This window comes from Salinivirga sp., assembly GCF_035268865.1.
Classification (GTDB): domain Bacteria; phylum Bacteroidota; class Bacteroidia; order Bacteroidales; family Salinivirgaceae; genus Salinivirga.
The window spans coordinates 59689-83449 of the sequence record NZ_DATFKB010000104.1 but is presented as its reverse complement, the minus strand read 5'-3'; the positions used below and the strand labels follow the sequence as shown (position 1 = coordinate 83449).

Below are 23761 nucleotides of genomic sequence, written 5' to 3'. Positions count from 1 at the left end.
AGGAGAATGGTTTTTCGGGGTGTTATATTGGTTTTCTTGATGCTATTGAGGCTGATTTCCATTGCGCAAGTGGAAATTAGAGGTGATGTATCAAAAATGCAGGGCGATCCGATTCAGGATCATCCTGTGTATTTATATGATGAAACTGGTTTTTTAGATAAAACTACAACCGATGAAGCCGGGAATTACTATTTTGAATTGAATAGTGAGAAAGATTTGCTGTATATTAAAACAGTTGGTTTTTGTGGGTTTTGGGAAACTTACACAGATTCTGTAAATCTGGAAAAGCATACTGTTTTTGAGGTCGATTTTAGGATATGCCATAACCTGGCTCCAATAGCTTGTGATTCTAAGTTTATCGTCAGGCCACAATCGGAATATAATTTTTCATTTACTCCAATTAGTCAAACCAATGAATTTAGTACTTACAAATGGCATTTCGGCGATGGAGAAACAAGTACAAGTAGTGAACCAGAACATCGATTTGAGGAGCAGGGCGTTTATAGTGTAAGCCTGATCATGCAAAATCCTTTGGGTTGTATCGATACTACTACCAAAGAGGTATTGGTCGGACCACAAAGCTATGTCAGAGGCTGTATTGAAACCAATGATAATTACCTGTCTAATGCATTTATTTGGCTTATAGGGTTTGATTCTCACCAAAATAGTGTAATAAATACAATTGTTCCTGATGCCCAGGGGAAGTTTCATTTTTGGTGTGAATCACAAACAAAATACCTTCTAAAATTAGTACCGGATTTTAGTTTTAGCAATTACTCACCGAGGTTGTTGCCTACCTATTGGGGCAATGCCTATTATTGGCAGGATGCAGAGGTGCTCAGTATTGGGCATGAGATCAGAGACCTGGTTCTTGTGACTTTGGAATCTGACTTTGTGCCCCATGGTTTCAATGAAATTCACGGATATATTCATCATGACGAAACCATAACCTTACCCATAACCGTTTATCTTTTAGATGAGGCACAAGAGCCCATTGATTTTGCAAGGGTAAAAGAGGGTAAATTTGATTTTGAAAATCTACCATCAGGAACTTACTTCGTTTTGCCAGAATCACCAGGAAAGGTATCGTATCCGTATAGAGTTAGCTTTGATGGTGATTTTGATCCGGATGTAACTACCGAATTCAAAGTTGGCACTACCCAGATTAACCCTTTAGTTGGGATAGAAGATGTAACTTTTAACGAAAATGAATTAATACTCTCTCCTATGCCCGTTAAAGATGTGCTTCATATTCGTTCCAACCACTCATTGCATAATATCTGGATTTATGATATTAAAGGATCTTTACTAAAAGAGATCTGTCTTCATGGCCAGAATAGTGCCGAAATCGAAACAAGCGATATTGAAAAGGGAACATATTTTGTTCGGTATGTCGCTGAAAATGAGCTTTCAGGTGGTGCTGTCTTTTTAAAATAAAAAACTTTATTTTTTTTTACAACCATTCTATTTTTTTGTGTCTATTATATGAAAAGTAAAATAGTAATACCCGTTTAACAGCTATGTTACTTTGGATGTAATTTACCAACCATGGTAAATTTTCAGGTTCGGGGGAAAATCATCTTATTACAATTGTCTGCAATAATTTTTTACATTTCCCGATAGGCCATCAATTTAGATTTACAGCTATGAGAAACTATATCTGATTGACACCCGATCCTGCTTCTTCCGCATTATTAGCAGGATTTCGGTTCCCCAGCCGGAATCCTTTTTTTGCTACCATATTCAGAATATTTTATATCTTTAAAGTTCATGATTTCCAATGGACTTTATACCGTAGTTGTATTCGACCCTGCATATACACTTGCACTTGGCGATTTTCGTAAGCAATTTCCTTATATTGACTTTGTACATGTTTCATCTGATCCGGGATTACACAAAGAAGTGGATCTTATGATTCTCGTAGAAAAGGCAAATAGTAATGATGATATAGTACTCCCTGAAAATGCAGTTGTTTGGGGGGTAAAGAATTGTTTACCCGATAGTTTGCTCGACGAAATATTACCTCCTGCACCCCGGCAAGAATTCCTGTTTGATAAGATACAACATTTTATCGAGTACCTTATGCAGGCACCGCTTGCGCATAGGTCACTTATGCAATTGGCCAATGCAATACAAAATGCTGTGATTATTTTTAATGCGAAGGGTGATATATTGTGGGTGAATAAGGCATTTGAGAAAATATATGGATATAAAAAACAAGCCTTTATTCAAAAGTACGGCCGTAATTTATATGGTTTTAGCCACACTAAAGAAATTGAAAAGAAAATTGCCATATTAAAGGAATCTAAAAAGTCTTTGGATTATTTATCTTCTATTAATACACCAGGTGGTGAAATCCGGTATTTGCAAAGTACACTTTCACCGGTTTTTGATGGAACCAATATAAAATGGCTCGTTGCCATTGAGGCCGATATAACCGAGCTAAAAACTTCAGAAATACTGATGGAGGAGCAACGTGCCGCTTTACAGAAATTGACAGAGGAGCTCACAGACGCTAATCATGAGCTTAAAGCGCAAAGTGATAAGTTGAGCGAGCAACATCAGGAGCTGACGCGTGAAAAAGAACGTACCGACGAATTACTGCACAATATTTTCCCTGAAGTTGTGGCTCATCAGCTTAAGAAAGGGAAAAAGAAGCCTAAACGACATAAGTCTGTAACTGTGATGTTTGCCGATTTTAAGGGTTTTACCAAAATTTGTAAGAAACATGAACCGGCTGAAATTGTGCACACCCTTGATGAATTGTTTTCCATATTTGATACAATAGCAGAAAAACATTATCTGGAAAAAATCAAGACCATAGGAGATGCCTATATGTGTGCCGGCGGAATGCCCATGAAAAATAAAAGCCATCATGTAAATACAGTTATGGCTGCCCTTGAGATACAGCAATTCCTTTTTGAGTACAATAAGCCTCGCATGCTAAATAAAGAAACGGTTTGGGAGTGTCGTATCGGGATACATTCCGGCGAAGTGTTTGCCGGAGTAGTTGGCCAAAAAAAGTTTGCTTACGATATTTGGGGAGACACAGTAAATCTGGCATCCAGAATGGAAACCCGCGGTGCTGTAAACTCGGTGAATATTTCAGAAACAACCCATGCTTTTGTGAAAGATTATTTCGAATGCATTCCAAGAGGGGAAATTAATGTGAAAAATATTGGCAAAGTAAATATGTTTTTTGTGGTTGGATTAAAAACTGAATATACCGATGATCCTTCTGGAGTGAGACCTAACAAAAGATTCGACACTATTTTACGGCGGTTATAGATTTTAATGGTAATTAAAACTACTTCCATGTAAAAACTCTCTCAATATACTCGTGGGCGGAATTTCTGCATCAGATATCGGGCTGATGTATTTAAAAAACTTCAATAAACGATTGGCCTCTGCATATTCCGGCTCATCTGGAAATACTTCCTGTAGAATTGGTTCGGCATATTTTTTCAGGACGCCTAATTCAAAAATTAAGGCAGAATTAAACATGCTGTCGGCTTCTTCCTGAAAAGGGAAAATATATTTGGCTTCTCCACGTGTAACACTTGTCCACCTTTTAAGCGTGTCAGTTGCACTGTAGCCTCTGTATTGGTGATCGCGAACAATGCGACGCAGCAACCTGCTATCTGTTGTGGGGATACGGTTATGACTGTCCATGCACAGCGCTGTGAGTGCCGAGACATATATTTTATATTTTTGGTCGGCGGGTATGCGCGGAGTGAGGTTAGGATTTAGCCCGTGTATGCCTTCTACAATTACAAAGGTTTGATCATCGATTTGCATGTAGTCGCCATTGAAAAAACGTTCTCCTTTTTCAAAGCTAAATCTGGGCAGCTCGATTTTCTTTCCTGCAAAAAGGTCCAGGAGTTGTTGGTTGAAAAATTCTATATCAAGCGCCTCTATATTTTCGAAATCATATTCTCCGTTTTCATCAAGTGGTGTATCTTCACGATTGACAAAATAATTGTCTAGCGAAATTGTTACGGGTTTATAGCCCAGTACTTTGAGTTGTATGGCCAGCCTTTTCGAGAATGTGGTTTTGCCTGATGATGATGGACCAGAAATTAAGATCAGTCGTGGTTGTTGTGTTTTGCTATGAATTTGATCTGCAATTTTTGACAGTTTCTTCTCCTGGAGGGCTTCATTCACTTTTATGATATCTGCCACCTCTCCGTTTATTGCTGCTTCATTGAGTGCACCAACATGGCTCATCCCAATAACTTCCACCCAGTTTTTATACTCCTGAAAAATACCAAAAAGTTTATCCTGAAGAATGATTTCATGTATTTCTGTGGGGTTGCTTTGCTTTGGAATTTGCAGCAACATGCCATCATAATATTTATTCAGTGCAAATACCTTTAAATACCCGGTTGAAGGGACCAGAAAACCATAAAAATATTCAGGCAGACCATCCAGATAATAGACAGAGGTATATAGCTGGCGCCTGGTTTTGAGAAGTTTTACCTTGTCGTCGAGGCCGTGCTCACGAAATATTTCGATGGCTTCAGTTGTCAGTTTTTCTTCTCTTTTGAAGGGCAGGTCGGAATTTATTATTTTATGCATTTCCTCATAAATGGCAGATACGTCATCAACCTCCAGTTTGCGGCCAAAGTTTTCAAATTCACAATAGTACCCTTTCGATATACTATGCTCAATTTTTACTCTTGCTTCGGGGAATAGTTTGCGTGCAGCTTTTATTAGCACAAAAGAAATTGAACGCACATACATACGCTTTCCGGCAGGATCTGTAATGTCGATAAAGCGCACCATCTTAGGCTTGTAAATAAGGTAATTCATCTCCTTGAGTTTGTTATTTACAAATGCTCCAAGAATACTTTTTTTTGTGTCGGGTAATTGATCATCGGCAATGTGCTGTAAGCAAGTGCCTTGTTCGTATGATTTTCTATTGCCGTTATTTTCAATTATTATTTCAAGCTGCATAAGTTTATCTTTTTAATTCATCGGTTAGGTAGCCAGCAGTATAGCTTTTTTTGTTTTTGCTAATTTCCTCAGGTGTCCCCGTTGCAATTATTTTTCCACCACCCCGACCACCTTCCGGGCCAATATCAATGATGTAATCAGCAAATTTAATCACATCCAGGTTATGTTCAATAACAATAACGGTATTTCCTTTGTTCGCAAGTCGATCAAGCACGCTCAACAAGGCTTTTATGTCTTCGAAGTGCAGTCCTGTAGTTGGTTCATCGAGAATGTAAAGGGTTTTACCAGTATCTTTTTTCGCCAGCTCCGAAGCAAGCTTAACGCGTTGCGATTCCCCACCACTTAGTGTAGTCGAAGGTTGCCCCAGCGTAACATATCCCAGGCCAACTTCCTGCAGGGTTTTAAGCTTTTTCTCAATTTTAGGAATGTTTTGGAAAAACTCTACCGCCTGGTTTATGGTCATATCGAGTACATCTGATATGCTTTTACCCTTATAACGCACTTCAAGTGTTTCTCTGTTATATCGGCGGCCTTCACAATCTTTACATTTTACATGTACATCGGGCAAGAAATTCATTTCAATAATTTCTACCCCGGCACCCTTACATGTTTCGCATCGTCCGCCCTTTACATTAAATGAAAAACGTCCGGGTTTGTACCCTCTGATTTTAGCTTCGGGCAATTTTGTGAATATTTTTCTTATTTCATCGAACAGACCTGTGTAGGTTACCGGGTTCGATCTGGGTGTGCGCCCGAGCGGACTCTGGTTTACCTCAATTACTTTATCGATGTTTTTTATTCCTTCAATGTCTTTGTAAGGGAGCGGATCTTTTACAGACCGATAAAAATGCCTGTTTAATATTGGGTGTAGCGTTTCATTGATGAGCGAAGATTTTCCGCTGCCACTTACTCCTGTTACACAAATAAATTGGCCCAACGGAATATCAATATTCACGTTTTTTAAGTTATTGCCCGTGGCTCCTTTTAAACGAATTGATTTTCCATTTCCGGGTCTGCGCTCTTTAGGAACCTCAATACGTTTCTGGTTTTTCAGGTAATCGGCAGTAAGGCCACCGGCTTCATTGATTGTTTTTACATCACCTTCTGCCACAATGTGCCCCCCGTGCCGGCCTGCGCCTGGGCCAATATCTATCACATGGTCGGCAGATTCTATCATTTCGCGGTCGTGTTCTACTACGATCACACTGTTTTCTGCATCGCGAAGTTGCTTCAAACTATTGATAAGTTTTATGTTGTCGCGCTGATGTAAGCCTATGCTGGGCTCATCGAGGATATACAGCACGTTGACCAGCTGCGACCCGATTTGTGTGGCCAGACGTATACGTTGGCTTTCTCCTCCCGATAAGCTTTTAGCACTCCTGTTTAATGACAAATAACTGAGGCCTACATCCAATAAAAAACCCAGTCGGCTTCTTATCTCTTTAAGGATTTCTTTTGCAATTGATAACTGTTTGTCAGAAAGGTGCTTATCAATACTGTTGAACCACTGATGAAGCTGGTCGATATCCATTGCACTCAGTTCTGCAATGTTTTTGTCGTGTATTTTAAAATATAATGTTTCCTTTTTCAGCCTGCTTCCGTTACACTCCGGGCATGTGGATTTTTTCAGGTATTTGTCGTGTCCCTTTTTAGAGTTTTTAAGGTCTTCAGCATCGAGTTGCGATAAGTAATTCACTACCCCGGCATAACTTAACATATAAGAGGTGCTACGCCCGAGGGGAGTGTTTTCAATCTTTACATTTTCGTTTGTGCCATAAAGGATTTTATCAACCAATTCCACGGGCAATTTATTTACTGGCATGTCAATGGTACATTTGTACTTTTTTGCCAATGCCTCAATTTGCCAAAAGATGAGGCTGCTTTTATATTTACCCAAAGGTGTAATGGCACCTTTTTTTATGCTAAGTGTTTTGTCCGGAATGAGTTTGGCAATGTCGTATTCGCTAACTTCGCCTAATCCTTTGCATACCGGGCATGCCCCCTGTGGTGAGTTGAATGAAAAGGTATGTGGAGCGGGTTCGTCGTAAGATATTCCGCTTTCAGCATCCATCAGGTGTTTTGAAAAGTAATCAGGTTCATTGGCATTTTTTTCAATGGCCATCATTACACCTTTACCATGCTTTAGTGCAGTTTGAACGGAGTTTTTTAGTCGTTTATCTGCCGTTTCGCCCGGTATTACCTTGTCGATTACAACTTCAATGTTGTGTATTTTGTACCGGTCCAGCTTGAGACCCGGGGTAAGCTCTTTAATTTCTCCGTCAATGCGGGCGCTGATAAAGCCTTTACGCCGCACTTGTTCAAAAAGTTCACGGTAGTGGCCCTTACGACCCCTTATCACAGGAGCGAGCAGCATTATTTTTTTATTATTAAAGCGATCTTTAATGAGCTCGACGATTTGATTCTCGTTGTAGCGAACCATTTTTTTTCCACTCGCATGTGAATATGCATCGGCAGCTCTTGCAAAAAGTAAACGCATGAAGTCGTAAACTTCAGTGATTGTACCAACTGTACTGCGTGGGTTTTTATTGGTTGTTTTTTGCTCTATACTAATTACCGGACTTAATCCTGTGATTTTATCGACGTCAGGTCTTTCCAGACCACCCAAAAACTGGCGGGCATAGGATGAGAATGTTTCGATATATCGTCGCTGGCCTTCGGCATAAATGGTATCAAACGCCAATGATGATTTTCCACTGCCACTTAATCCTGTAATGACGGTAAGTTTATTTCTGGGAATATGCGTATCTATGTTTTTGAGGTTATGTACACGTGCTCCCAGAATTTCAATATTATCTGCGTAATCAGTATCTATCAGTTCTCTTTTCTTTGTCATAATATCAATAGCTCAGATGGTCATATTGATGCCGGAAATGTTTCTCTGGTATTTTTATTTTGTATGTCTTATTTCGAGGGTTGCGTAAGTAGTTTTCTCTTAACCAGGGGTTAAATTCTTTTAGCATTCTGTAAGAGATGCCGTGGTTTTTTGCAAAAGTTGCAAGATCTTTAACCTTTCCGGTTACAGTTACCGTTTTTGTTTTTATGGGCGCATATAAGTCGTTGTTGTTAAGTGTAAATCCGTATTCTGCCGGGTTGCTGAGTATGAGCTTGAGGGCAATCAGCCTGAATACATAGCGTTCAGTTTCTTCGGGTAATAAAAGGTCGTAATAGTTCGAGCAATGTTGCCGTTTAATTTGGCGAAGGGTGTTAGTCCTTCCATAATTGTATGCTGCAGCAGACATGGTCCAGGTGCCGAATTTTTTATAATTCCATTTTAAATATTTTGCTGCGGCACGGGTGGCTTTTTCCAGGTGATAGCGTTCATCTACTTCACTGTTTACCTGCAAATCAAAATCTCTTGCTGCACCTCTTAAAAATTGCCAGAATCCGGCAGCTCCACTAGGCGAAACTACATTTTGTAATCCGCTTTCCGCTACTGCCAGGTATTTAAAATCCTCAGGAACTTGCTCTTCTTTTAAAATTCTTTCAATAATGGGAAAGTAACGGTTGGCCCTCTTAATGAGTTGAAATGTGCTTGAGTGCCAAAACTTGTTTACAAGTAACTCACGATCGAGTCGCTCACGCACATCATAGAATTGAACCGGAACAACCTCATCTGCAAATATTAATTGAGCAGGCATGTCTGCAGGTTCAACAACATATGCATCATTATCAGTTTCTTCACTTTGGTATATTTCTGTTGTTTCTTTTTGTTTGTAGGAATATTTAATTATCCATAACAAAGCCACCAGCATAATGGCTGTAATCGAAATAGTTTTTATTTTCATTCAATACCTATTTGTTCGGTTTCACGATTCGGGTTAACGAGTAAAGAGAAACAAAAATGATTGCCGGCCAGGCTAAAAATAATGCTAAGGTGGAAAGGCAGGCATCGGGAAAATAAACAGTCAAAACAAATGCCAAAGTAACAGATATTAATGAACCTATTATGAAAACCCATGCCACCATGTGGTCTGACAGGCCTGCGTATGAAAGATGGTGTGTGGTGTGGTCTTTCCCTCCAACAAATGGCGATTTGCCTTTGAGTAGCCTGTTTATACTTACGGTGACAGTATCTGTCAGTGGCATAGTGAAAGCAATAACAACCGAGGCAAGTTTGAAAAGACCGGTATGCGGGCTTGGGGTTATTGGCTGATTCCATATGAACATTATAGAGAGTACGGCTAATATTGCACCAAGAAATTGCGAACCATTGTCACCCATGTACATTTTTGACGGGTGCCAGTTGAAGATTAAGAAACTTCCCATGCTGGCATATATGCTGATAAGTATGGTCAAATAAAACCACATATCGTCTGGTGTATTGACGCCTATTAGCAAACCAATAAACAGAAGTATAAATAATCCGCTTGGCGTTGTAATGGCATCCATATTATCTAGCATGTTAATAGAATTCATAATTCCGACTACCCAAAGAATGGTTAAAAGGTAATTTAGTGTATCATCAGAAAATATGTTGATATAAATTCCAAAATAAATAAGTAAGAGGGCTGCCCCTAGTTGCATCCCAAATTTAAATAATGGAGAAGTGTTTAGTAGGTCATCGGCCAGTCCCATGAGAAAGGAAATGGTTACCACAAGTATTATGGCAATACTTTCTCCGGTAATTAGAATATCTACAGGAAAAAAAACCACATAATTTATTAACCCGAAAATAAAAAGGCTGAAGAAAGTAATACCTCCAAAAATGGGTTTCGATTGCCTTTCCCAACGCTCGCCTGATATGTTGGCTTTATGCAGGTTGTAAGTTCTGGAACGATTTATCAGGTATTTGTGCAATAAAAACCCTAGAAGGAAAGTGTATGTAAAAAATAGAAATAGTAAAAGTGTGTTTTCCATAACGTTCTGTCAATCTGGTTTTATGATTTGTTGGTTTTAAAAATTGATTTCAAAAAGTTTTTCTTCGAAGGCTTTTCTTCATCGGAGTAGTATCCATAGCCGTAGCCGTAGCCGTAACCATATCCATAACCGTATCCGTAGCGTCGTTTAGCCATATCAACCGAATTGAATACAACAGAAAGATTGTCTAGTCTTTTATCTTTAATTAAAGAGTTGATATTTTCCAGGAAGTTGCGTTTAGAGAGGTTTGATTTAAGCACGTAAACCGGATAATTAGCGCGTTGTAGGTTGGCCAGTGCATCGGTTACAATGCCAATTGGTGGTGTGTCGATGATAATAACATCATAAAGTTCCTCGAGTTGTTCTATGAGTTCATCCATTTTAGGGCTAAAAACCAATTCAGCCGGATTGGGTGGTACAGGCCCCGCTGTGATGAAATCAAGGTTTTTTTGTTCCGACATGAATATACAATCTTTGTATGTGTGCTTGCCGATTAAGATTGTACTCATGCCTTTGTCGTTGTCTACATTAAATCCCAGGTGCAGACGTGGTTTGCGCATATCCATGTCCAGGATAATTGCTCTTTTACCTGAAATGGCTTGTATTCCGGCGAGGTTCATGGCAACAAAAGTTTTTCCTTCGCCTGAAATGGTTGATGTAACCGTGATGACATTTGACCCTGCTCCTGGTGAAAGAAACTGCAGGTTGGATCGAATGTTTCGGAAAGCTTCTGTAAACATGGAATTCGGTTTCTTGTTTACAAGAAGTTGTGAGACGGGAACAGCCTTTTTGTACGCGGGAACAACCCCAATTACTGGTGCGCTTGAGTAGTTTTTGATCATGTTTATTGAGGTGATCTCGTTAAACATGAGGTAACGAATAAAGATAAAAACAAAGAATAGGATTAGCCCAAGTATAAAGCTAGCTATTAAAATTTGTTCTTTTTTAGGTGCAATTGATTTCAGGTTGGCATTGGCTCGCTCCAGAATTACATTCTGGGTAACGTAACCTGCCTGTGAAATCATATATTCGGCTTTCTTTTGAATCAGTTGATTGTAAAACCCTTCGTTGATTGAATGTAACCGTTGAAGTCTGGCATATTCTAATTTATCGAATGATTCGTCTGCAAAAAGCTTCTCCTCGTACTCTTCTATTTTATTTTGGTATTCAGCTCTTCTCTCTTCTAAACGATTTATATTGTTTTTTACGAAATCAATGATGAGTTTTTTCTGGTTGGCGATCTGTTTGTCAATAATTTTGATGCGCATGTTGTTTTGTGTCACATCATTTAGCAATTGGTTTTTTTCGTTTATAAGATTCTGAAGGTTGGTTAATATGCTGACAAGTACTTTTTCGCTGTTTGTGCCGGCCAGGGTGGCAATCATCTCGTAGGTGTTCAGTTGTTGGTTTGTTTCCAGCTGTGTTTTAACATTTTTTAGGGTAATCAACTCAAAATTGAGCGTTGTAATTTGTTCTTCAAATTCCTCGATTTTTGTTGTGAAAATTGGAAAAGGTGTACGCTCTAATGCATCGCTCGGGATGTTGTTCTCTTTTCTAAATTTTTGTAGTTTCGATTCGGTAGTATCCAGTGTTTTATAAACATTTTTGAGCTGACGTTCGATAAATGCAAGTATGTTTTGTACACTCTCTTTTTTCTTTTCAACTTCAAATCGCTGAAATTCTCTTGCTACTGCATTTACTAAGTCTGCTGCCTGCTGGCTGTTATGGCTTTGATATGAAATTTCAATTGAGTTTGAGCTGCTGCTTAAGAGTTTTATGCTCAGTTTATTGCTGTGTTCCTCAAAGATTTGTTCGTCATTGTAAATCACGAAATAGTAACTATTTTGCTTGGCACTTTCATACATACTCTTAATTACATTGTAGCGCAATATTTCTGCTTTGCACGATAGTATGCCCAGGTCTGTCCATTTACCAGCTTCACCCGGGAAACTGTATGTTTCACCATTGTATTCATACTCGAATACTACATTTTTTTGGTCCTTAAAAGAAATGAAAACGGGTGTGCCAAAAGCTTTGCTGTCTTTAATCTTATATTGAATTTCAAATGGAGTTGAATTGTAAATTTCATCACTCAGGAATGCTCCTTCAACAAAATAGCGTATATCTAATGGAAGTTTTGAGAATGTACGTTTTAAAAATTCTTTAGACCTGATTAGGGCAATTGTTTTGTTCAGTTTTTTATTGTCTTCATAAAGGTCATCTAACTGAAAAACCTGACTTGTTTTTTTGTCTTCCTGTATTTGAATCACTGATTTTGCCTCATAGAGGGGGGCCGTATACCGGATCTTTAGAAAGCCGGCACCAAGTGCCAGAAGTATAATAAAAAGACCTATCCAAACAGATCTGTACAATATTCGTTTGAATGTGATGATGTCAAATGTATCGTTTATGATAGGTATTTTTCGGTTTTGCATGGTTAAAATAGATTGTAAACTAATAAAAAGGTAGAAATAAGTGTCAGGTATGGTGTAATCTCTGTCATTACCCTGCGCGCATAGCGCGGGCGGCTTTCAACATAAATAATATCGTTGGCCTGCAATAATAAATTACTGCCCTGAATATCTTCAAGAGATGATATGTTATAACGGTAAACCTCAGGGTTATTACTTACATCACCTCTGATTAGTTTTATTTTATAGGCTTTATCACTGTCGGGAATGCCGCCACTCATAGCCAGGGCCTCAATAAGGGTTAAGCGGTCTTCCGGAATATTAAGAACTGTTCCGTCATCTCCACCTCCCTTGAATACGTATACTTTTCGATTATTAACTCTCAACAAAACAAAAGGATTCTTGTAGTAATCGGCATACTCTTTCTCCAGAAAAGCTTCTGCCTCCCTTATGGTATTTCCTGATATCTTCACTCTGCCTAATGTTGGTACTTTTACGAATCCATCATATTCAACAAGGTATTCTATTTCTCTACGCAGGTTTCCTGCATTACCACCTTGTTTTTCGCCTATGTTTATGAGTTTTAGTCCATCATTGGTAGTAATGCTCAGACTGATAATGTCGTAAGGTTGTATTTTGTACTCTTTGGTGTCAACCGGCTTAAATTCATTATACGTGAAGTCACTCTCGGTCTTAAACATTCGGTTAGGTTGCAATAGCTTGCATGAACTGAAACTTGCAACTGCAACAATGAACCATAAAAAATACCTCAAACTGTTTATTTTCATTTTAAAGCCTTTAATAACCTCCAAAGATATATTTTTTTATGTATTTTGACTAACTTGAATGCGACAATAACTCATTGTATAACCGCGATGTATCATCAACAAGTCTGTTGTAACTAAATTGCCCGTTGATGCTTTTTTTGGCTTCAATTGCCATTTCACTTCTCAGATTGTCGTCAGATACTAGCGATTGCATGGCTTTTGTAAAAGCATTAACATTGTCTGACGGGACCAGTATACCATTTTTCTTATGGTTAACCACATCTTCTATTCCACCAACCTTTGTTGATATAACCGGTTTGCCTGCTGCCAATGCTTCTATGAGGCTTACCGGGGTGCCTTCGTTAAATGATGTTAGAGCAGCCAGTTCGCTTCCTGCGTAAACTTCGTCGACATCTCTTAACCATGAAGTAAATATAATATCTGTATCTTTGTCGGGCTTTCCATTGCAGTTTGTTTTTAATCCTGCAAACTCGCAATGTTTGAGAAGTGCCTCGCGCAATTCGCCATCACCGACAATAATTGCTTTTAATCTTTTTTTACATGTAGATTTCAGTCTGGATATTGATTCAATGAAAAGTTTATGGTTTTTTACCGGAACAAGCCGTCCCACAATACTTATGGCAAAATCATCTTCTTTCAGGTTCCATCGCTTTCTAAAAGCTATTCTTTTTTCTGAGTGATCCTGCCTGAATCGGCTTAAATCAAATCCCAGGGGTATAACCTCAAACTTATCGGGTGGTGCAATTTTAAACTCTTTCGATAGTTCTTGTTTTTGCTTATTGCTAATTGCAATAATTTTTGAGCTCTTATTGGCCAGATACTGTTCAATTTTTCTGAATACAGAAGTTTTGGCTCCTGAGAAATATGAATGAAATACATGGCCGTGAAAAGTGTGCACAATAACTGGCACTCCTTGCGATATTGCAGCTAATCGTCCTAAAGTTCCGGCTTTGGATGCATGCGTATGAACAATATCGGGCTTATAGCTTTTTATTATTTCTTTAATTTTAATGTAAGCCTTTCTGTCATTAATCAGGTTTAGAGATCTGTGCATTTCTGGAATAATCTCAGCTTCTATGCCCAACTGGTTGAGGATGAACATAGAGTCAGCTTCTGAATCTTGAGAAGCTCCGCCCACCAGCTTTGTTTCGAACCCTTTTTCAGTTAGGTAGCGGGTAAGGTAGGCAGCATTATAGGTTGGGCCTCCAAGGTTAAATCTGTTTATAATCCGTAAAACTTTAGGCATAGGCTTTAAGTTTAATTCATGTATTTATCCCACCAATTCTGAAAAACTATTAGCGCCCATATTCTGGCCGGGGCATCCCCGGGGCTTGCACTCATAAGCTGAGACCGTAATTTCGCAATGGTTTTATGATTTAATATTTGCTGGTTTTTTATTTTTTCTTCGTTGAGTATTTCGTGAAATATGAAATCATTTAGTTCGTTACGAAACCAATTTACCAGTGGTATCTCAAAACCCTTTTTAGGGCGGTTATGCAAAATCTCTGGTAATTCGTCTCTGAATGTGTCTTGCAGGATTCGTTTTTGTTGGTTTTTGTTGATTTTATAGTTGTTCGGTAGTTGCATTGTAAAGTCCACAAGTTCGTGATCAAGAAATGGTACACGTACTTCAAGACTGTTCGCCATTGACATCATATCTACTTTTGTCAGCATATCACCTGGAAGTAGCATTTTAATATCTGCATTTAGTATGTGGTGCAATCCATGCTCCGTTGGAATATCCAGTCCTAGTTGTTCCCAGGGTTTTAATTTTGTGGTTTCTGGTTTGTTTAATAGCAATTCATCGGTGTAGCTTTCTGAAGATATCGAGGCCCAGAACCAATATCTTGCAGCTCCTTTGAGTTTTATTCCCCGGCTGAATCTTGCTGCCTGACGAGCTTTATCAGTAATTTTGTTCTGTCGTGACTGGGGAGCAGCCTCAAAAATCGGAGCGGCATTTTTTATTAAAGTATTAAAAATGGAAGGGTTCAGTGCACGTTTATGAGCCATGTGCTTCCTGTAGCCGCCAAATAGTTCGTCTGCACCATCACCGGAAAGGGCTACTGTAACATGTTTACTTATTTCACGACTTAAAATAAATACTGGTATAGCGCTGGAATCGGCAAAAGGCTGGTCAATGTAATCCAATACATCTGGTAAAGCCTCCAGCATGTCTTTTGAGTGCACATCGATGATGTGGTGTTTTAATCCGGCTTTTTGAGCAACCGCCTTTGCGTATTGGGTTTCATCGAAATATGGTTCATCGGGAAACCCAATGGAAAAGCTCTCTATGTTCGGGTTTATTTTGGCTGTTAGGGTGGCAATTATGGACGAGTCAATGCCGCCACTCAGAAAAGAACCCAGTGGCACATCAGCAATGAGCCTTTTCTCAACTGATTTGAGCATTAATGCTTTGAGTTTTTGTTGAGCTTCTTTATATCCACCGGTGTAATCTGGTTTTTGCGGAGGGGTATAATAGTTTAACAACTTTTTACCTTTGTTGTTGATTAAGACGGAAGTGCCTGGTTCAATTTGTTTTACATTTTTAAATATGGTGTCCGGACCAGGTATGTAGTTAAGTTGAAAATATCGGTGAATGGAATTAAAGTCTGGTGTTTTGTCAATATTCAGCTCTATTAGCGCTTTTATTTCTGATGCAAAGCAAATTTGAGTCTCAGTTTCAGCAATGTATAGTGGCTTTATGCCAAACCGGTCACGTGCTAAAAATATCTCGTTTGTTGAATGGTTATAAATCGCAAAGGCAAAAAAACCATTCAGTATGGAGGGTGTTTCGGTATGGTATTTTTTGTAGAGTTCAAGCAGTACCTCGGTGTCCGAATTGGTGCGAAATTTTACACCATCCTTCTCAAGCAATTTCCGGTGCTCCATGAAATTGTATATTTCGCCATTGAAGATGATGGTGAAATTACCTGTTTCATCAGAAAAGGGTTGATTTGCAGCTGCTGAGGTGTCAATAATAGACAGTCGTGCATGCCCCAGCCCTACATTTTTCTGTGAAAAAAAGTTGCTATAATCCGGGCCCCTTTTATTGAGCCGCTTAATAGCATTTTCCAGATTCGTAAGGTGAGAAGTTGCATTTCCGTTTTTAAGCCAATATCCAGCTATTCCACACATTTATTTGACCAATGGGTTTAGGTACTTAACAAACTTTTCGTGCGGTACAGATACACATATTCGCGAGTGGTTCTTATATTTTTCAGGTTCAATACTGAAATATGACATCGAAACCGCACTTATTTTATTTGCAAGTAGTTCTTCTTCTATTCTGTTTATACTTGCAAAAATACCCATAGGTTTGGAGTTTTTATAAAATTCTGTGGACAGTAGGTTGTTGTTAATCAAAAAATCTATGTTTTTGGCAATTGCCTGACTGGTTTCTCTCTTGAATTTTTGAATCGCAGTTTTGCCTTCTTCAGTGCTTATGAGTTTATAAATAAGTTCCTGGGCAAATGCATTGACTCCATTTGTTGCGTATAATAAGCGCTGTTTAGCTTCCTGGATGAAATCTTTATTCTGACTATGCAAAAAGCCAATCCTTTGGCCACTTAACCCCATCGACTTACTGAAACTATCGACAATAATCACGTTTGGATATTTCAGTAAACGCTGGTAAAGATCATCTTCATCATCCATAAATACCCTGCGGTAAGGGCTGTCTATCAATACAGGAATGTTTTCGTGGTATAATCTGTCTATTGCATTAAAAATGTCTGTGTCGGGGTGTTTTTCGCCAAGCGGATTGCCCGGGTCGTTTATTATAACCAGTTGGTTCGTGTACTTATGTGGGTACTTTATGACTGATTGCAGGTTTGGATAGGCATTCAGCTTGATTTTCCGAAGTTTGGCCAGTTGAGCATAAGAACCCCAGAAAAAATTGGGTAAAGCTATACCATCTACCTGTATGTTCTGGAAAGTGATGTCCAGTCCACTTATGCCGCCTGGCATTATAAGTAAATTTTCAGGATTTGCTTTACCTTTAAAGTAGCTGTCGGAAATTGCCCTGCGAAGCTTTTCTTTACCGGCTGTGCCTGGGTATACCTGTATGTCTGTGGAATTAAAATCAATGGATTTCGCTATTGAATTTATATCGATATTTACAACCGCATTTACGCCCCTGTGAAGCATTAAATAAGGGGTTTTTTGTTCTTCCTGAAGTTTGCGCGCTCGTTGTCCAATTTTTAATATGCGCGAGGTCTCGGTTTTGGTTTCATTGATTTGCATAGCTGTAATCAATTATAAAAAGACAGCGGTAAATTGCCGCTGTCTTACTGAATTATATTTATTATTCGTCTGCCTTAAACATGGGGTCCCAGGGTGGTAACATGGTTGGCTTTTGATCTAGTATTTTTAGTACTTTATCGGGCAAATGTTTTTTATGTACCACAACTCTGAACATATATTCGTCGAACCAGCTGTCTGTAAATGAGAGGTATCCCTTGTGGCCACTATTGCTCCCCCAGCTGTTTTCAAATTGCCATTTTACCGGGTTCTCCTCTTTATCTACATCTACAGCTATTAATGCCATGCCATGGCTGGAACCACTCTCGCGGCTTAAAATTCTTGCTTTTTTGTCCATGTTGAATTCAATACCATAGGCGCTTTCAAAATCATAATTATCGGGATCCAACAATCCGATGTCGTTATTGAGTTGTTTCCCAACATCGCATGAAGCGTACATGGCATCATTTCCTTTAATTGATTCTATGGCATATTGTTTAAGTGCTTTATTCGGTAAATTGATATACTTCCAGTTAATACCTTCCATTACATTGCGGTCATTGTCTATCTCGTAAAGTTTGTGATAGGGTCTTGTTGGATCATTCATTAACATTACGTAGTCATCGTAATTTGTCTCTGGTAAAATTGTCTTTGCAAATTCCTGCGGTGTATAGGATTTTGTTTCTCCCAGCTCTCCATCCTTGCTCACGAACCTGTAATCAAATTTTTGAGGTGGTTCTCCAAGATTAAGTGCCAGCATTTTGTATACTACTCCCATCATCTCGATTTTTCGCTTTGCTAAATCTTTAGGTTTAGCCCCTTCATTTTGCATGGCTCTTAGTTCAATGGCAAATTCACGAACTTTTCGTCTGAGCATGCGTCGCATATAACCCGTGTTTTTTGAGTTATGCGTTTCTGGCATAATGCTCAATGGTACAAGTCCATATTTAGTCACAAGGTTTGTAAATGAGTTCCATACACCACCATCTCCAACAGGCGATTTTAATAGCCATTGATTATAGCGGCTGTCAATATCTTCATCGGCGTGTGCAATAATGTTCTCTAAAAAAAGATTGGCTTTTTCGAATTGATCCCAAAAAAACAGGTGGTTTTGCGAAAATTCAAAGTCTGATAAATCATATTTGTCAATAACTTTGGGGCGAATAACATTTAGGCTTGTAAACAGCCAGCACCTTCCGGATTTTTGCTGATCTGTAATACCGGTAACATCTACTTTGTACTTAAAGTGGTGTTCTACGCCACTTAAATTTTTTCTGCTTAAGGCAATTTCTTTAATGCTGTTGTTTGAAATTGCATTCATGCGCATTATGTTTTCTTTATCTGTATTAAAGGTTTTATGCATATCCTCAATCATTTCAAGGCTAATACTGCCTTTTTGCGCAAGAGCAAATGAAAAAGAAGATAACAGGATGACAACTAAAACGGAAGATTTTCTCATAATTATTGAGTTATAGATTTCTACAGTGCAGCAAAAATAACAGGAATAAAATGTAATTGCAACAAAAAATATCAGGTAATTAAAAGTCTTTTTCTGGCTCTTAATCCTGCTTATTGTGCCTATTAGCGTTTCGCTGTGTGGTTTGTTGTTAATTGTTGTTTCAGTTCGAGTCACTCAAAAAATGATAAAATACCTTTTATGCTCTGCAATAAACTTTTATTTTCGCTGATATTAAGAAATTAAACACGAAATTTTTGATGTCGCAGGCATCAAAGGAAAAATAAACCCTATGAAAAGTGTATTGATATTAGGTTCAGGGATGGTTGCAGGTCCCATAATTGAATATTTACTCAATAAAAATTATGGGTTAACTGTAGCTAGCATTGACCAAAAAAGAGCTTTAGAGCTGCTAAATGATCATCCAAATGGCCAATTTGTTTATTGGGACGCTGAAGATGAAAAGGGGCTTCATGATTTAGTTCCAAAACACGATCTTATTGTGAGTTTGTTACCTTATAAGTTTCATGTGATGGTTGCCAAAGTTTGTTTGGAATATAAAAAACATATGGTAACCACTTCATATGTAAAACCAGAAATGCAGAATTTGTACGATGAGGCTGTAAACAAAAATGTGCTTTTGCTTAACGAGATTGGTGTCGATCCCGGTATTGATCACATGTCAGCAATGCGCATAATTGATAAAGTACATAAAAGTGGAGGAGAGATTGAAGAATTTTTTTCTATAACGGGAGCGCTCCCTGACCCAAAGGATGTTGATAATCCATTAGGGTACAAGTTCTCATGGAGCCCCAAGGGAGTAATTCTGGCAAGTAAAAATGATGCCACTTACCTGCATAAAGGTAAGGAGGTTTACGTTGAGCCCCAAACACTTTTCCAGGATATCTTTGAGGTTGATTTTCCAAATGTTGGAACAATGGATGTTTATCCAAACCGGAATTCAATTGATTATATCGATATTTATGGTATACCTGAGGTTAAGACAATATTCAGAGGCACATTCAGACATCAAAGTTGGTGTGCCACACTCGATGCTATAAAAAGACTCAATCTGATTGAGACGGATGAGCATGATTTTACAGGTAAAACTTATGCCGAATTTGTTAAAGATATGGCCAGGTTAAACGGAGCAGATATCAAACAGGCTATTGCTGAAAAGCTTAATATCCCCAAAGATGCTGATGCTATAAAATCAATCGAATGGCTGGGGCTTTTGGATGATAAAGAGATGAACAGGGAAAAAGATACAGCTTTTGAAGTTACATCAGATCTTATGATCGAAAAAATGTGGATGAATGATAATGACAGAGATATGGTCGCTATGCAACATGTCTTTTTGGTCAAAAGAAAAGATGGCGAAAAAGAAGTTATAAAATCGCGGTTGCTCGATTTTGGTGATCCTCAGGGCTATACTTCAATTGCTCGTACTGTGGCGCTTCCTGCTGCTGTTGCTGTAGATCGTATTTTGCAGGATAAAATTAAACTTGCCGGCGTATACAGACCGGTTGTGAAAGAGATTTATGAACCAGTAATGGATGAACTCGAATCCATGGATATTAAAATGGTAGAAGAATTTGGCCTGCCATTAAGTGAAAATATTCAAAAATAGTACGTAGCGTACATACCCGGAGTATTTCAAATTAAAGTAGTTTCGAGCGGATTTGCTAATCTTAAGATCAATGTATGAATCCGTAAGGTATTTAAAAAATTTTGAATATATTTGCCCGATTAATTGGCAAAAAATTGAAATCATTATCAAAAACCAAACGAAATGCAGAATAAAGGAGTAATTAGGTTTATTGCAATTGCACTGGCTTTGGTAGTTATCTACCAGTTATCGTTTACTTTTGTTACTTCAATGGTGTCTAGTGATGCTGAAGAATATGCAGAAGGAATCGTAGCAAATGCAAAAAAATCTGAGAAAGACTTAAGTGAGGAAGAATTAAACGAGCTTAAAAAAGAGAAAAAGAATCATTATCTGGATTCAATCGCTGGTGAACCGGTTTATAATTTTATCGGAATCCGTGAGTTTACTTACCGTGAATGTCAGGAGCGTGAAATCAACCTGGGGCTTGACCTTAGAGGGGGAATGAACGTTATTTTAGAGATATCTGTATCTGATGTAATCAAGGCATTAGCAGGCAACAGTGATGATCCTGATTTTCTGGCAGCTTTAGACCGGGCAAAAGAGTACCAGAAGGAGACGCAGGAAGATTTTGTAACTCTTTTTGGCCGTGCTTATGAAGAAATTGCTCCTGAGGGCCGTTTAGCTACAATATTTAGCACAAAAGACCTGCGCGAAAAGGTTAACTTCAACTCTACTAATGATGAAGTGCTTGAGGTAATTCGCAAAGAAACAGATGGTGCTATCTCAAATGCTTTCAATGTGTTGCGTAATCGTATCGACCGTTTTGGAGTAGCACAGCCTGTAATACAGCCACTGGAAACCGATGGGCAGATTCTTATTGAACTGCCTGGAATTAAAAATCCGGAACGGGTACGCAAGCTGCTAAAAGGAACTGCAAAACTCGAGTTTTGGGAAACATACAGTAATAAAGATGTTTATGAATATTTGTTCCGGGCCAATGATAAAATTCGCAGCCTGCAAAAAATAGAAGAAACCCAGCAAGATAGCGTAAAAGCTGCAGACGCAGCTGAAGAAGAGGTTGCTCAGGCATCGGAGGAAGAAGCTCAGACAGAAGAGGCTGACCTGTTGGCTGAAGAAGATGATTTGCTCTCAGAAGATTCCAGCTTAATTGCTGAAGATACTACATCAATGAGCGATGCCCAAATGCGTGCTCAGAACCCACTGTTCTCAGTATTAATGCCACGCGTTTCACAAGATGGGAAATTAATGCCAGGAGCTTCAGTTGGTTATGCCCATTTTAGCGATACAGCTCAGGTTAATGAATATCTTCATATGCCAGAGGTTCAGGAAATATTCCCTCGTTCAATGCGAATTATGTTCCGCTGGAATGTACAGCCTATTGATGAAGAAGGTAATATTTATGAATTAGTAGCACTGAAAGTTAGCAATATGGATGGTGAACCTGCGCTTTCAGGTGATGTCGTTACTGATGCCCGCGCCGATTTTAACAGTCAAACAGGCGGTAGTGCTGAAGTTTCTATGTCTATGAACACTGAAGGTGCTAAAAAATGGGCACGTCTTACCAGAAATAATATTGGGAACCAAATAGCAATTGTGCTTGATAATTATGTGTACTCTTACCCAAGAGTAAACCAGGAAATTAAAGGAGGCCGTTCTTCTATTACAGGTCAGTTTTCAGTTGCTGAGGCAAAAGACCTTGCCAATGTGTTGAAATCTGGTAAATTACCTGCCCCTGCACGCATTATTCAGGAAGAAATTGTTGGTCCATCATTAGGGCAGGAGTCCATTACCAAAGGTTTGTGGTCGTTTGTGATCGCTTTTCTTGTCGTAATGCTCTATATGATTTTTTACTATCGTCATGCCGGATGGGTGGCCAACTTAGCGCTCATAATTAATATGTTTTTCATAACCGGTATATTGGCATCTTTGGGTGCCGTACTTACCCTTCCCGGTATTGCAGGTATTGTACTGACCATTGGTATGTCAGTAGATGCTAACGTGCTTATTTATGAACGTATTAAAGAGGAACTTAATGCCGGAAAAGGCCTTCGGATGGCCTTATCTGATGGATATAAAAATGCCTATTCTGCAATTATTGACTCTAACCTAACAACGCTGTTGACAGCGATTATACTTGGATATTTCGGTAAGGGACCTATTTACGGATTTGCCATTACATTAGGTATCGGTATCATCACTTCCTTGTTTTCTGCAATTTTCATTACACGCCTTATTTATGAAGGCTTCCTCGGTAAAAAGAAAAATATTGCATTTGCTTCTAAATTAACGCAAAATGCATTTAAGAATACAGCCGTTAAATTTATTGAAAAACGTAAAATTGCTTATGTCATTTCAGGTATTGTAATCATTATTGGTGTTGGTTCATTGGTTACCCGTGGACTTAATCTGGGTGTAGACTTTACCGGAGGACATAACTACATTGTACGTTTCCAGGATGATGTGTCTGTAAATAGCATTAAAAATGATCTTGAAGATGAATTTGGTGGTGAAGCCCCTGAAGTGAAAACATTCGGTGGTAATAACCAGATTAAGGTTACTACAAAATACCTTATAGATACCGATTACGAGTTAACAGACGCTGATAAGCAACAGTTTTATAATATTACAGGTTTTGCTCAGGATGTACAGGTAGACATAGACGATTTTGTGGAAGCAAAATTATATCAGGGACTGAAGCCTTATCTTGGCGATGTAGATTACCAAATGTTCATTTCTGACCAGGATAAGAAAGTTGGTCGTATGAGCTCTCAAAAGGTTGGTCCCACCATTGCCGATGATATTAAAACTTCCGCTGTTTATGCCGTAATATTCTCGTTAATTATCATTTTCCTGTATATTTTAATTCGATTCTCCAACTGGCAGTTTGGATTGGGAGCCGTTGCCGCACTCTTGCACGATGTGTTGTTCATACTTGGAATTTATTCCCTGTTCTACACAATCATGCCTTTCTCCATGGAGATTGATCAATCATTTATTGCAGCTATTCTTACTGTTGTAGGTTATTCTATTAACGATACTGTGGTAGTATTTGACCGCATCCGCGAGTACCTCGGCCTTTACAAAAAACGTGGAAGAAAAGAAATCCTCAATACTGCACTCAACAGTACCCTTGCTCGTACATTTAGTACATCGTTGAGTACATTTGTTGTGCTGTTGACCATCTTTATTTTTGGTGGTGAGATGATTCGTGGATTTATATTCGCCATGTTGGTAGGTGTTGCAGTAGGTACCTATTCATCACTATTTATTGCAACTCCGGTTGTTTACGATACAGTAAAAGCCGATGAGCGTAAACGGGCGCTTAAAGGAGCCAGAAAATAATTTTATTATTTGAAATATTAGCCCCGGCAAACTATTGCCGGGGTTTTTTATTGTCATGTAA

At 38.7% G+C, this 23761-nt stretch carries 14 protein-coding genes; 4 read left to right on the top strand and 10 right to left on the bottom strand.

Annotated features, from left to right (window positions below; translation table 11 throughout):
* The first annotated feature begins 39 nt into the window (after window positions 1–39).
* Together VJ937_RS06465 and VJ937_RS06460 are read left to right on the top strand one after the other, a co-directional pair.
* Window positions 40–1437: a PKD domain-containing protein gene (locus VJ937_RS06465; RefSeq protein ID WP_324066095.1), complete on the top strand. Its 1398-nt coding sequence runs from the start codon at window positions 40–42 to the stop codon at window positions 1435–1437.
* Window positions 1438–1770: 333 nt separating this feature from the next.
* The gene (locus VJ937_RS06460) at window positions 1771–3288 is read left to right on the top strand and encodes an adenylate/guanylate cyclase domain-containing protein (protein ID WP_324066075.1); all 1518 of its coding nucleotides are present in this window, start codon (window positions 1771–1773) and stop codon (window positions 3286–3288) included.
* Between the two features lie 3 nt (window positions 3289–3291).
* Here the strand turns inward: VJ937_RS06460 and VJ937_RS06455 are convergent, their stop codons facing one another.
* The 10 genes from VJ937_RS06455 to VJ937_RS06410 form a co-directional block, all read right to left on the bottom strand.
* Complete coding sequence (locus VJ937_RS06455) at window positions 3292–4956, bottom strand: nucleoside kinase (protein WP_324066074.1); 1665 nt, start codon at window positions 4954–4956, stop codon at window positions 3292–3294.
* 4 nt (window positions 4957–4960) lie between these two features.
* Entirely contained in the window at window positions 4961–7810 is a 2850-nt protein-coding gene (gene uvrA, locus VJ937_RS06450) for an excinuclease ABC subunit UvrA (RefSeq protein ID WP_324066073.1), read from the bottom strand.
* 4 nt (window positions 7811–7814) lie between these two features.
* Window positions 7815–8762, bottom strand: a complete 948-nt coding sequence (locus VJ937_RS06445; RefSeq protein WP_324066072.1) for a lytic transglycosylase domain-containing protein — start codon at window positions 8760–8762, stop codon at window positions 7815–7817.
* A gap of 7 nt (window positions 8763–8769) precedes the next feature.
* A complete protein-coding gene (locus VJ937_RS06440; RefSeq protein WP_324066071.1) occupies window positions 8770–9834 on the bottom strand; it encodes an MraY family glycosyltransferase in 1065 nt (354 codons plus the stop codon).
* A gap of 20 nt (window positions 9835–9854) precedes the next feature.
* On the bottom strand, window positions 9855–12269 hold the full coding sequence (locus tag VJ937_RS06435) for a GumC family protein (RefSeq protein WP_324066070.1): 2415 nt from the start codon (window positions 12267–12269) through the stop codon (window positions 9855–9857).
* Between the two features lie 2 nt (window positions 12270–12271).
* Window positions 12272–13033: a polysaccharide biosynthesis/export family protein gene (locus VJ937_RS06430; RefSeq protein ID WP_324066069.1), complete on the bottom strand. Its 762-nt coding sequence runs from the start codon at window positions 13031–13033 to the stop codon at window positions 12272–12274.
* A 49-nt stretch (window positions 13034–13082) separates the two neighbouring features.
* A complete protein-coding gene (locus VJ937_RS06425; protein ID WP_324066068.1) occupies window positions 13083–14279 on the bottom strand; it encodes a glycosyltransferase in 1197 nt (398 codons plus the stop codon).
* 11 nt (window positions 14280–14290) lie between these two features.
* Window positions 14291–16168 (bottom strand): asparagine synthase (glutamine-hydrolyzing), encoded by a 1878-nt coding sequence (asnB, locus tag VJ937_RS06420; protein WP_324066067.1) that lies wholly within the window; start codon window positions 16166–16168, stop codon window positions 14291–14293.
* Window positions 16169–17275 (bottom strand): pyridoxal phosphate-dependent aminotransferase, encoded by a 1107-nt coding sequence (locus tag VJ937_RS06415; protein ID WP_324066066.1) that lies wholly within the window; start codon window positions 17273–17275, stop codon window positions 16169–16171.
* 61 nt (window positions 17276–17336) lie between these two features.
* Window positions 17337–18731: a C1 family peptidase gene (locus VJ937_RS06410; protein ID WP_324066065.1), complete on the bottom strand. Its 1395-nt coding sequence runs from the start codon at window positions 18729–18731 to the stop codon at window positions 17337–17339.
* 289 nt (window positions 18732–19020) lie between these two features.
* Here VJ937_RS06410 and VJ937_RS06405 point away from each other — a divergent pair, with 289 nt between their 5' ends.
* Window positions 19021–20358, top strand: a complete 1338-nt coding sequence (locus tag VJ937_RS06405) for a saccharopine dehydrogenase C-terminal domain-containing protein (protein ID WP_324066064.1) — start codon at window positions 19021–19023, stop codon at window positions 20356–20358.
* A gap of 162 nt (window positions 20359–20520) precedes the next feature.
* The gene (gene secDF, locus VJ937_RS06400; protein ID WP_324066063.1) at window positions 20521–23700 is read left to right on the top strand and encodes a protein translocase subunit SecDF; all 3180 of its coding nucleotides are present in this window, start codon (window positions 20521–20523) and stop codon (window positions 23698–23700) included.
* Window positions 23701–23761 lie beyond the last annotated feature (61 nt).

Excerpts from the sequence above, each read along its gene's own strand:
- VJ937_RS06445 (WP_324066072.1), bottom strand. The coding sequence starts at position 8,762 with ATGAAAATAAAAACTATTTCGATTACAGCCATTATGCTGGTGGCTTTG.
- secDF (WP_324066063.1), top strand. The coding sequence starts at position 20,521 with ATGCAGAATAAAGGAGTAATTAGGTTTATTGCAATTGCACTGGCTTTG.
- VJ937_RS06410 (WP_324066065.1), bottom strand. The coding sequence starts at position 18,731 with ATGAGAAAATCTTCCGTTTTAGTTGTCATCCTGTTATCTTCTTTTTCA.
- VJ937_RS06435 (WP_324066070.1), bottom strand. The coding sequence starts at position 12,269 with ATGCAAAACCGAAAAATACCTATCATAAACGATACATTTGACATCATC.
- VJ937_RS06405 (WP_324066064.1), top strand. The coding sequence starts at position 19,021 with ATGAAAAGTGTATTGATATTAGGTTCAGGGATGGTTGCAGGTCCCATA.
- VJ937_RS06440 (WP_324066071.1), bottom strand. The coding sequence starts at position 9,834 with ATGGAAAACACACTTTTACTATTTCTATTTTTTACATACACTTTCCTT.
- uvrA (WP_324066073.1), bottom strand. The coding sequence starts at position 7,810 with ATGACAAAGAAAAGAGAACTGATAGATACTGATTACGCAGATAATATT.
- VJ937_RS06460 (WP_324066075.1), top strand. The coding sequence starts at position 1,771 with ATGATTTCCAATGGACTTTATACCGTAGTTGTATTCGACCCTGCATAT.
- VJ937_RS06425 (WP_324066068.1), bottom strand. The coding sequence starts at position 14,279 with ATGCCTAAAGTTTTACGGATTATAAACAGATTTAACCTTGGAGGCCCA.
- VJ937_RS06430 (WP_324066069.1), bottom strand. The coding sequence starts at position 13,033 with ATGAAAATAAACAGTTTGAGGTATTTTTTATGGTTCATTGTTGCAGTT.
- asnB (WP_324066067.1), bottom strand. The coding sequence starts at position 16,168 with ATGTGTGGAATAGCTGGATATTGGCTTAAAAACGGAAATGCAACTTCT.
- VJ937_RS06465 (WP_324066095.1), top strand. The coding sequence starts at position 40 with ATGCTATTGAGGCTGATTTCCATTGCGCAAGTGGAAATTAGAGGTGAT.
- VJ937_RS06415 (WP_324066066.1), bottom strand. The coding sequence starts at position 17,275 with ATGCAAATCAATGAAACCAAAACCGAGACCTCGCGCATATTAAAAATT.
- VJ937_RS06455 (WP_324066074.1), bottom strand. The coding sequence starts at position 4,956 with ATGCAGCTTGAAATAATAATTGAAAATAACGGCAATAGAAAATCATAC.